Source organism: Streptomyces sp. NPDC096046 (genome assembly GCF_040303285.1).
Classification (GTDB): domain Bacteria; phylum Actinomycetota; class Actinomycetes; order Streptomycetales; family Streptomycetaceae; genus Streptomyces.
In genome coordinates, this window is sequence record NZ_JBEOSZ010000047.1 from 47,893 (window position 1) to 57,595 (window position 9,703).

The 9,703-nt window shown below is 72.3% G+C and carries 9 protein-coding genes and 2 pseudogenes; 7 read left to right on the forward strand and 4 right to left on the reverse strand.

Features of this window, described 5'->3' with window-relative positions:
- Positions 1-22 precede the first annotated feature (22 nt).
- From ABTX62_RS30580 to ABTX62_RS30590, 3 genes and pseudogenes are all read left to right on the forward strand, one after another.
- Positions 23-151 (forward strand): annotated as a pseudogene (locus tag ABTX62_RS30580) (carbohydrate kinase family protein); the annotation flags it as partial.
- Positions 140-579 (forward strand): annotated as a pseudogene (locus tag ABTX62_RS30585) (histidinol-phosphatase); the annotation flags it as partial. The pseudogenes ABTX62_RS30580 and ABTX62_RS30585, both read left to right, overlap by 12 nt.
- Before the next feature lie 53 nt (positions 580-632).
- Positions 633-1,460 (forward strand): PaaX family transcriptional regulator, encoded by an 828-nt coding sequence (locus ABTX62_RS30590; RefSeq protein ID WP_352119209.1) that lies wholly within the window; start codon positions 633-635, stop codon positions 1,458-1,460.
- Here the strand turns inward: ABTX62_RS30590 and ABTX62_RS30595 are convergent.
- From ABTX62_RS30595 to ABTX62_RS30610, 4 genes are read right to left on the reverse strand one after another with little or no spacing between them, the layout of a single operon-like run.
- Complete coding sequence (locus ABTX62_RS30595) at positions 1,451-1,906, reverse strand: MaoC family dehydratase (RefSeq protein WP_283974417.1); 456 nt, start codon at positions 1,904-1,906, stop codon at positions 1,451-1,453. The two genes, ABTX62_RS30590 and ABTX62_RS30595, sit on opposite strands and share 10 nt — an antisense overlap.
- An 8-nt stretch (positions 1,907-1,914) precedes the next feature.
- The gene (locus ABTX62_RS30600; protein WP_352119210.1) at positions 1,915-3,417 is read right to left on the reverse strand and encodes an acyl-CoA synthetase; all 1,503 of its coding nucleotides are present in this window, start codon (positions 3,415-3,417) and stop codon (positions 1,915-1,917) included.
- Positions 3,418-3,427: 10 nt separating this feature from the next.
- Positions 3,428-4,303: an amidohydrolase family protein gene (locus ABTX62_RS30605; RefSeq protein ID WP_352119225.1), complete on the reverse strand. Its 876-nt coding sequence runs from the start codon at positions 4,301-4,303 to the stop codon at positions 3,428-3,430.
- Positions 4,304-4,314: 11 nt separating this feature from the next.
- Complete coding sequence (locus ABTX62_RS30610; protein WP_352119211.1) at positions 4,315-5,232, reverse strand: SDR family NAD(P)-dependent oxidoreductase; 918 nt, start codon at positions 5,230-5,232, stop codon at positions 4,315-4,317.
- A gap of 189 nt (positions 5,233-5,421) precedes the next feature.
- Between ABTX62_RS30610 and ABTX62_RS30615 the strand changes: the two genes are divergently transcribed.
- From ABTX62_RS30615 to ABTX62_RS30630, 4 genes are all read left to right on the forward strand, one after another.
- A complete protein-coding gene (locus tag ABTX62_RS30615) occupies positions 5,422-5,847 on the forward strand; it encodes a MarR family winged helix-turn-helix transcriptional regulator (protein ID WP_352119226.1) in 426 nt (141 codons plus the stop codon).
- An 80-nt stretch (positions 5,848-5,927) separates the two neighbouring features.
- The gene (locus tag ABTX62_RS30620; protein WP_352119212.1) at positions 5,928-7,274 is read left to right on the forward strand and encodes an MFS transporter; all 1,347 of its coding nucleotides are present in this window, start codon (positions 5,928-5,930) and stop codon (positions 7,272-7,274) included.
- A complete protein-coding gene (locus tag ABTX62_RS30625; protein ID WP_352119213.1) occupies positions 7,271-8,641 on the forward strand; it encodes an alpha/beta hydrolase family protein in 1,371 nt (456 codons plus the stop codon). The genes ABTX62_RS30620 and ABTX62_RS30625 overlap by 4 nt, the downstream gene beginning before the upstream one ends.
- Positions 8,638-9,381: an IclR family transcriptional regulator gene (locus ABTX62_RS30630; RefSeq protein ID WP_352119214.1), complete on the forward strand. Its 744-nt coding sequence runs from the start codon at positions 8,638-8,640 to the stop codon at positions 9,379-9,381. The genes ABTX62_RS30625 and ABTX62_RS30630 overlap by 4 nt, the downstream gene beginning before the upstream one ends.
- Positions 9,382-9,703 lie beyond the last annotated feature (322 nt).

The window sequence follows — 9,703 nt, forward strand, 5'->3', positions numbered from 1 at the left end:
CCGTGAGCGAGAGCACACATCCGTGGACGATGACCGGCCGGATGTGCTGCTGACCGGACCGCTCTTCTACGACCTCGTGCTCACGGGCCCGGGCAAGCCGCCCGCCCCCGGCGAGGAGATCTGGGGCCGGGGCATGGGGGGCCGGGGCGGCACACTCGGCGGCCGGCTGCGGTGCGCAAGGGCGAGAAGCTCACCCTGAACGTCACGGTGACGACCGCCTCCCGGCCCGACCCGCGGGGCGTACTGCCCGCCCTGGCGCACGTGGACGTCGTCCGCGGCACGGTGCGCGGCCCGGTCGCCGACCGCGACACCTGGAAAGCCCCGGACACCCGGGTCGTCCGGACGCAGGACGTCTCGGGCCGCGAGGGCACCTGCACCCTGCGCATCCCGCTGACCGCGGGCGAGGAGTCCTTCTACGTCCGGCTGCGCGGCAGCGACGGCGACCGGAGCGGCCCCGGCTACCTCGGCGCCTCGGTCGACCCGCACGGTCCGGTGCCGCACCCGCCCGGGGACGGTGACCCGTGGGCGGACACATGGTGCTGCCCGAACCCCGTGTTCGTCGACGTCCAGGGTGCGTGACCCCCGTGTACCAGCAGGTCACGGACTGATCGAGCGGAGGTACGGTGGGCCGCGTGACCGGTGAAGAGCCGCTGCGGCCCCAGTCCCTGATGCTGACGTTCCTGGGCGACCAGGTGCTCGGCCGTGACGTGTGCGTGTACTCGGGCAGCGTCATCGACGTGTTCGCCCGTGCCGGGATCGGCGAGCAGGCCACCCGCTCCACGCTGAGCCGCATGGCGGGCCGTGACCTGCTGCGCCGCCAGCGCGAAGGCCGCCGTATGTACTTCGGGCTGACCGAACGCTCGGAGGCGGTGCTGCGCGACGGCGAGCGGCGCATCTGGCGGACGGGGGCCGTCAACCGGCAGTGGGACGGCACCTGGACCCTGCTCGGCTTCTCCCTGCCGGAGTCCTGGCAGCGCCAGCGCCACGACCTGCGCTCCCAGCTCACCTGGAGCGGCTTCGGCCCGCTCTTCAACGGTTTGTGGATCGCCCCCGGCGAGGCCGACGTGTCGGCCCTGGTGGCCGAGCTCGGTCTGTCCGCGCACGTCAAGGTCTTCCGGGCGCACGCGGACACCGGCACGGACATCGGCCAGATGATCGAGGAGACCTGGGAGCTGTCCGACCTGGCCGGGCGCTACGAGGGATTCGTGCGGCGCTGGCGGGCCTGGGAGGACGGCCTGCCGGACGCCGACGACGCCCTCGTGCTGCGTCTGCGCCTGCAGACGGAGTGGCTCCGGATCGTCCGGCGCGACCCGCGGCTGCCCGTCGGGCATCTGCCGGACGACTGGCCGGCGGAGCAGGCAGAGAAGACGTTCCGGACCGTGCACGAACGGCTCTCACCGCTCGCCCGCGACGCCTCGGAACGCCTGCTGGACCTGGTGCCCGTGCGGCCTCAGGCGTAGAACCGCGACAGGCTCTGCAGCACGGCGGCAGGCTTGCCGCCGCCCTCGATCTCGATGGTGCCCTCGACGGTGATCTGCGCACCGCCCGGCACGTCCTCGACCTCGGCGAGCCGGGCCACCAGCCGTATGCGGGAGCCGGCCTTCACGGGAGCCGGGAAACGCACCTTGTTGAGGCCGTAGTTGACCTTCGTCGTCACGCCCTGGACGTCCAGCAGCTCGGTGAACAGGGGGATGAAGAGGGAGAGCGTGAGGTAGCCGTGCGCGATGGGCGCGCCGAAGGGGCCCTCCTTGGCACGCTCGGGGTCCACGTGGATCCACTGGTGGTCGCCCGTGGCGTCGGCGAAGGTGTCGATGCGCTCCTGCGTGACCTCGATCCACTCGCTGGTGCCGAGGTCGCCGCCGGCGAGCTTCTTGAGTTCGTCGAGGCCGTTGACGGTGAGGCTCATGCGGTTCCTTACTGCTTGCCGTACCGGGTACGGACACGGGACTTGAGGAGTTTTCCGGAGGCGGTGCGCGGAAGTTCGTCCGCGAGGACCACCGACTTGGGGATCTTGTACTTGGCGAGGTGGCCGGCGAGGGAGGCGAGCACCTCGTCGGGGTCGAGGGAGGCGCCCTCGCGGGGCACGACGACCGCGCGCGGCACCTCACCCCACTTGTCGTCGGGCACGCCGATCACCGCGCACTCGACGATGTCCGGGTGGGCGAGGAGCCGGTCCTCGATCTCGGCGGGGTAGACGTTCTCCCCACCCGAGATGATCATGTCCTTGATGCGGTCGACGATGTGGACGTAGCCGTCCTCGTCGACCTGGGCGGCGTCCCCGCTGCGGAACCAGCCGTCCGCGAAGGACGCGGCCGTCTCCTCGGGCAGCCCCCAGTAGCCGGGCATGACGTGCGGGCCGCGCACCACGATCTCTCCCACCTCGCCGGCGTCGACCGGGGTCAGGTCGGGCCGGACGACGCGGACGTCGCTGAAGAAGTGCGGCACGCCCGCCGAGCCCGCCTTGGCGAGGGCGTGTTCGGCGTCGAGGAAGAGCGTGCCGGGAGCGGCCTCGGTCATGCCGTAGCCCTGGAGGAAGGTCAGGCCGCGCTCCTGGTACGCCGCGATCAGCGGGGTGGGCACCGGAGAGCCGCCGCAGGTGAGGATGCGGAGCGAGGACAGGTCCGCGTCCGGCCAGCGCGGGTGGCGCGCCACCCGGTCGAACATCGTGGGCACGCCGAACATGAAGGTGATCCGGTGTCGTTCGACGAGGTCGAAGGTGGCGTCCGGGTCGAAGGCGTCGACCAGGACGCAGGTGCCGCCCTTCAGCAGAACGGGCAGCGTCAGCATGTTCAGGCCGGCGGTGTGGAACAGCGGGGCGGAGACCAGGGCCCGTTCGTCGGCGACCAGGTCATGGTCGATGAGGACGTTGATCGCGTTCCAGGTCAGGTTGCCGTGGGTGAGCATGGCGCCTTTGGGGCGGCCGGTCGTGCCCGAGGTGTACATGATGATGCAGGTGTCGTCGGCGCCGACCGGTTCGTCGATCGGCTCCCCGAACGCCTCGGCGACGGCCGCCTCGTACTCGCCGCCGACCTCCAGGTAGACGCGGACGTCCGTGCTGCCGGGCAGGCCCGCGACCAGACCGGCGCAGGACGGGCCGTAGACGAGGGCCCGGGCTCCGGAGTCGGCGAGCTGGTAGGCGATCTCGGGTCCGGCGAGGCGGATGTTGAGCGGGACGAAGACCGCGCCGAGGGTGCCGGCCGCGAACAGGGTCTCCAGGTAGGAGGGGTGGTTCGGGCCGAGGTAGGCGATGCGGTCGCCGCGGCGCACGCCCCGGGCGCGCAGGGCGTGCGCCAGTCGGGTGGTGCGGGCGTGGAGCGTGCCGTAGTCGGTGGTGGACCCCTCGTGGATCAGGGCGGTGCGGTGCGGGGTCTTGCGGGCCCGGCGTGCGGGCCATGACCCCAGTCCCTCGTTGCGCATGTCACGCCCCTTACGGTTTCGTCAGCCCGAGCAGGCGGGCCGCGTTCTCCTTGAGGATCTTCGGCCGCACCTCGTCCTTGATCGTCAGCTTGCCGAAGTCGGCGAGCCACCGGTCGGGGGTGAGGACGGGGAAGTCGGAGCCGAAGAGGACCTTGTCCTTGAGCAGGGTGTTGGCGTACTGCACGAGCTGCGGCGGGAAGTACTTCGGCGACCAGCCGGACAGGTCGATGTGCACGCCCGGCTTGTGCGTGGCGACGGCCAGGGCCTCGTCCTGCCAGGGGAAGGACGGGTGCGCCAGGATGATCTTCAGATGCGGGAAGTCGGCGGCGACGTCGTCCACGTGGAGCGGGTTGGAGTACTTCAGCCTGATCCCGCCCCCGCCGGGGACTCCGGCGCCGATGCCCGTCTGGCCGGTGTGGAAGAGGGCGATCGTGCCCGTCTCCTCGATCACCTCGTACAGGTCGTACGCCACCGAGCGGTCGTTGGGGAAGAAGCCCTGGATGCTGGGGTGGAACTTGAAGCCCTTCACCCCGTACTCCTCGACCAGGCGGCGGGCCCGCTTGACGCCCGCCCGGCCCCGGAAGGGGTCGACGGAGGCGAAGGGGATGAGGACGTCGGCGTTGGCGGCGGCCGCCTCGGCGACCTCCTCGTTGGGGACGGGCGGGGTGCCGGTGGCGGACTCGGCGTCGACGGTGAAGATCACCGCGGCCATGTTCCGCTCGCGGTAGTACGCGGCGGTCTCCTCCAGGGTCGGTTTCCGCTTGCCCTCGACCTTGAAGTAGGCCGAGGAGGCGTCGTGCAGGTCGTCGTCCAGGGAGGAGTGGCCCTTGGAGGACACCTCGGCGTGGGTGTGGACGTCGATCGCGACCAGTGACTCCAGGTCCATCACGGGGTCCATCACGCCTCCGGGAACTTCGGCGCCGGGATGCCGACCGACTGGAGTTCGGCACCGACCGAGGTGGGCCAGGCGCCGGCCAGCGTGTCCGGGGTCCAGCCGCCGTCGGCGTAGGCCGCCCTGATCTCCTGCGGATGCGACCAGAGTGCCACCTTGTCACCGCCGATGCCGACGCACTGGCCGGTGACGCCCCGGGCGGCCTCCGACGCCAGGAAGGGAACCAGGGCCGCGCAGTCCTCGGGGGTGCCGAAGCCCTCGCCCCTGCGCAGGAAGTCCGGCAGCGGCTCGCCGTTCTTCATGGCCTCGATGTAGGGGGCGAAGGCCGGGATGGTCTCGGTCATCGCGGTGGCGGCGACCGGCACGATGGCGTTGACCGTGATGCCCGCGCGGCCCAGCTCCATCGACCAGGTGCGGGCCATCGCCGCGATGCCGGCCTTGGCGGCGGCGTAGTTCGTCTGGCCGAAGTTGCCGCGCTGTCCGGCCGGGGAGCCGACCAGGATCAGCGAGCCGCCCTCGCCCTGCTCGCGCATCCGCACGGCGGCGGCGCGGGCGCAGGTGAAGGTGCCCTTGAGGTGGGTGGTGAGGACCGCGTCGAAGTCCTCGTCGGTCATCTTCCACAGGACCTTGTCACGCAGGATGCCCGCGTTGGTGACGAGTACGTCCAGCCTGCCGAACTCCTCGACCGCGCGGTTCACCAGCCGCTCGGCGGCCTCGGAGGTGCCGACGGGCACGACTTCGGCGACGGCCTTGCCGCCCGCTTCCGCGATGGACTTCACGGCCGCCTCGGCCACCGCCTCGTCGACGTCGTTGACCACCACGGACGCGCCGTGGGCGGCCAGGGCGTGGGCGTAGGCGAGGCCGAGGCCCCGGCCGCTGCCGGTGACGACGGCGGCCTTGCCGGAGAGATCGATGCTGGGCACGGGTGGGTCCCTTCGCACGGGGTCGACTGCGAAGTCGAAGCTAAGAGCAATAATTGTTGACGTCAATAGTTGTTGGAGACCTTTGGGTACGGGATGCTGGAATCACCAGGACGCAGCACCGAGCACAGGGAGTCCGCCATCACACGCCAGAACCTCTCCGCCGAGCCCATCGACGCCCACGAGCCGTGGATGCGCGGACTGCACGCCGACACGGGCTACCTGCTGTACCGCCTGGGTCTGCGCTCGGGGCAGCTGTTCAACGCCTGCCTCCAGGAGTCGGGCCTGCGCCTGCGCCACTACGCGGTGCTGCGCTTCCTCGCCACCACCGACGGCGCCCTGCAGCGGGAGCTGAGCGCACGGCTCGGGTACGACCCGAGTGCCATCGTCGGCCTCGTCGACGACCTGGAGAAGCTGGGCTTCGCCGAACGCCGCCCCTCCCCCGACGACCGCCGCAGCCGGATCGTCGCCCTGACCGACAGCGGCCGCGGCTTCCTCCGCGACACCGACGAAGCCGGCCTGCGGGTGACCGGCGAACTGCTGGACCCGCTGGATCCGGCCGAGCGGGAGGCCTTGCACGCCCTGCTGCTGCGGATCGCGGAGGACGGCCTGAACTGATGTTGTGCAAATGATTGACGGCTGCACGATGGATGCATAACTTCACGCACCAACCGCGCCCCGTCCCCAGGGAGCCCACCGTGCAGCCATCCCCGTCAACCGCCCAGCCCACCCCCGAATCCCGCCAGTTGCGCCGCGTCGCCCTGTCCGGCCTGCTCGGCACGACCGTCGAGTTCTACGACTTCCTCGTCTACGGCACCCTCGCCGCGCTCGTCTTCGGCGAGCTGTTCTTCCCGCGGGCCGACCCGGCGGTCGGCACCGTCGCGGCGTTCGGCACCTTCGCCGCGGGCTATCTCGCCCGGCCGCTCGGCGGCATCCTCTTCGGGCACTTCGGCGACCGGCTGGGCCGCAAGTCGATGATGCTGCTGACCATGGTCCTGATGGGGTCCGCGAGCTTCCTCATCGGCCTCCTGCCGACGTACGACACGATCGGCGTCTGGGCGCCGGTGCTGCTGGTCACCCTGCGCGTGGTGCAGGGCATCGCGATCGGCGGCGAGTGGGGCGGCGCGATGCTGATGGTCGTCGAGCACGCCGAGCACGCGCAGGGGTCCCGGCGCGGCCTGTGGTCCAGCTTCACCCAGCTCGGCGCGCCGCTCGGTTCGGTGCTGTCGGCCGGTGTGGTCACCCTCGTCGCCGCCCTGCCGGACGAGGAGTTCCGCTCCTGGGGCTGGCGGGTGCCGTTCCTGCTGAGCATCGTGCTGCTGGGCGTGGGCCTGTTCGTGCGGCTGAAGGTGGCGGAGAGCCCGCTGTTCGCCCAGGCCAGGAGAGAGCCGGTGGACCGGCCTCCGATCGTGGAGGTGCTGCGCCGCCCGAAGCCGGTGCTGCTGGCCGCCTGTGTCGGCATCGGCGCGTTCACCGCGCAGTCCCTGCTGACGAGCTTCATGATCTCCTACGCCGTGGACGAGGGCTACACCCGCCCGCAGGTGCTGACCGCGGTCACCGCCGCCTCCTGCGTGGCCCTCGCCGTCCTGCCCGCCGCCTCCGCGCTGTCGGACCGGGTGGGGCGCCGGCCCGTCGTCCTCGCCGGTGCCGTCGCCTCGGCGGCGCTCTCCTTCCCGGTGCTGGCCCTGGTCGACTCCGGCTCCCCCGGCCTGCTGATCCTCGCCCTGGTGCTCGGCCACGGCGTCGCCCAGTCCACGATGTACGGGCCGCTGGGCGCCCTGCTCACCGAGATGTTCGGCACCCGCGTCCGCTACACCGGCGCCTCCCTCGGCTACCAGGGGGCGACCCTGATCGGCGCCGGATTCTCCCCGCTGATCGCCGGCAGCCTCCTGGCCTCCTTCGGCGGCGGCAGCACTCCCGTGTCACTGCTGCTCTGCGCGGGCGCGGCGATCACCGCGGTCACCGTGTGGCGGCTGCGCGAGACCCACACGGACGCCCTGGACACCCCCGCCGCGGCCCCCGCCCTGGAAGGAACCCCACGTTGAGGATCCGCCTCGTCCTCCTGACCGCCTGCCTGTCCGTGGCGAGCGCGCTGCCCGCGCAGGCCGCCGACGCCACCGGCGCCCACCTGGAGGGCGAGCTCCCTTCCGGCGCCGCGTACGTGATGGACGTACCCGCGGCATGGAACGGCACGGTGCTGCTGTACAGCCACGGCTACACCCCGGCCGGGGCCCCCAACCCGGCCCAGAACACGCCCGGACCGGCCGCCCGCGACAAGCTGCTGGCCGAGGGCTACGCCCTGATCGGCTCCTCGTACGCGACGAACGGCTGGGCGATCACCGAGGCGGTGCCCGACCAGCTCGCCACGCTGGACCTGTTCACGGAGAAGTTCGGCCCGGCGCGGCGGACGCTCGCCTGGGGCACCTCCTACGGCGGCTTCGTCACCAGCATGCTCGCCGAGCGTCACCCCGGCCGCTTCGACGGATCGCTGTCGATGTGCGGGTTGGTGCAGGGCGGCGTCGCCAACTGGAACAGCACCCTGGACCCGGTGTTCGCGCTGCGCACGCTGCTCGCCCCGGACTCCGGCATCCGGCTCGCGGGGTTCGCGGACCAGACCGAGGCGGTCGCCGCCGGCAAGGCGCTCAGCTCGAAGGTCGACGCGGCCCAGCAGACCCCCGGGGGCCGGGCCCGGATCGCCCTCGCCGCGGCCCTGCACAACATCCCCGGCCACAACGACGCCTCGCAGCCCGAGCCCGGTCCCACCGACTGGAAGACCGCGCAGTCCAACCAGTACTCCGCCGTCCGGGGACTTCTCCGGCTGCCCGCCTTCGGCTGGCGGCAGGAGGCCGAGAGCCGGGCGGGCGGCAACCCGTCCTGGAACACCGGTGTCGACTATCGCTCGATGCTCGTGCGGTCCCCGCTGTACAAAGAGGTGACGGAGCTCTACAAGGAGGCGGGACTGTCCTTGCGCACCGACCTCTCGGCCCTGGCCCGGGCCCCCAGGATCTCCGCCGACCCTTCGGCGGTGCGGTGGATGCGCGGCACCAGTGTGCTCTCCGGCCGGCTCACCGACCCCCAGCTGAACATCCACACCACCGGTGACGCCCTGATACCGGTGCAGTCGGAGAGGGCCTACCGGCGGGCCGCCACGGCGGCGGGCTCCGCCGGGCTCCTCCGCCAGGCGTACGTCGACGCCCCGGGCCACTGCGCCTTCACCACGGGCGAGACCCTGGCCGCTCTGCACACCGTGGAGAAGCGCCTGGACACCGGCCGCTGGGACACCTCGCCCGGCGCCCTCAACTCCCGTGCGAAGGCGGCGGACCCGGCGGCCGAGCCCCGCTACCTTCCGTACCGGCCGACCGTCTACCCCCGTCCCTACGACCTCGCCCACCCGGGAGACGCCCGGCCATGACCGCCCCCACCGCGCCCGACCGACTGCTGTCCGTGCTCGCGGCCTTCGACCACGAGCATCCCGGGCTGTGCCTGACGGACATCAGCCGGCGGGCCGGGCTGAGCCTGACCACCGCGCACCGCTTGGTGGGCGCGCTCACCGACTGGGGTGCCCTGGAGCGGGACGAGTCCGGTGTCTACCACGTGGGGCTGCGGCTGTGGGAGCTCGCCGCACTGGCCCCGCGCGGACTCGCCCTGCGGCAGGTCGCGCTGCCGTATCTGGAGGACCTGTACGAGGCGACGCACGAGAACGTGCAGCTGGCCGTCCGGGACGGCCGGGACGTCGTGTACATCGAGTGGCTGTCGGGCCGGTCGGCCGTCGGCGTGCACATCCGTGTCGGAGCCCGCTGGCCGCTGCACGCCACCGGGGTCGGCCTCGCGCTGCTGGCCCACGGCGACCCGGTGTTCCAGAAGGAGTACTGCGCGGGCGACCTCGCGTCCTTCACCCCGTACACGATCACCGAACCGGAGCGGCTGCGGCGGGCGCTCGCCGAGGTGCGCAGGTCGGGGGTGGCGGTGAGCGACCGCCAGGTCACGCAGGACGCGCTGTCCGTGGCCGCGCCGGTCCGCGGCGCGGACGGCACGGTGACCGCCGCCGTGTCGATCGTGGTGCCCCACGCGGACGCCCAGGTCCCGGTGCTGGGCCCGGCGGTACGGATGGCGGCGCGCGGCATCTCGCGAGCGCTGGGGTGGCAGCCCTGACCGGCGCGGGGCGCTGCCGCCCGCGACGCGGGCCATATCCACTGGCGTTCGTGGCACCTCGCGAGAGCGCCAGGGTGGCAGCCCCGAGCGGTACGGGGCGCTCCCGCCCGCGACATGGGCCATACCCGCTGACGATCACGGCACCTCGCGAGCACCGGGATGGCAGCCCTGACCGGCGCGGGGCGCTCCCGCCCGCGACATGGGCCATACCCGCTGCCGTCCGCGGCACCTCGCGAGAGCGCCAGGGTGGCAGCCCCGAGCGGTACGGGGCGCTCCCGCCCGCGACATGGGCCATACCCGCTGACGATCACGGCACCTCGCG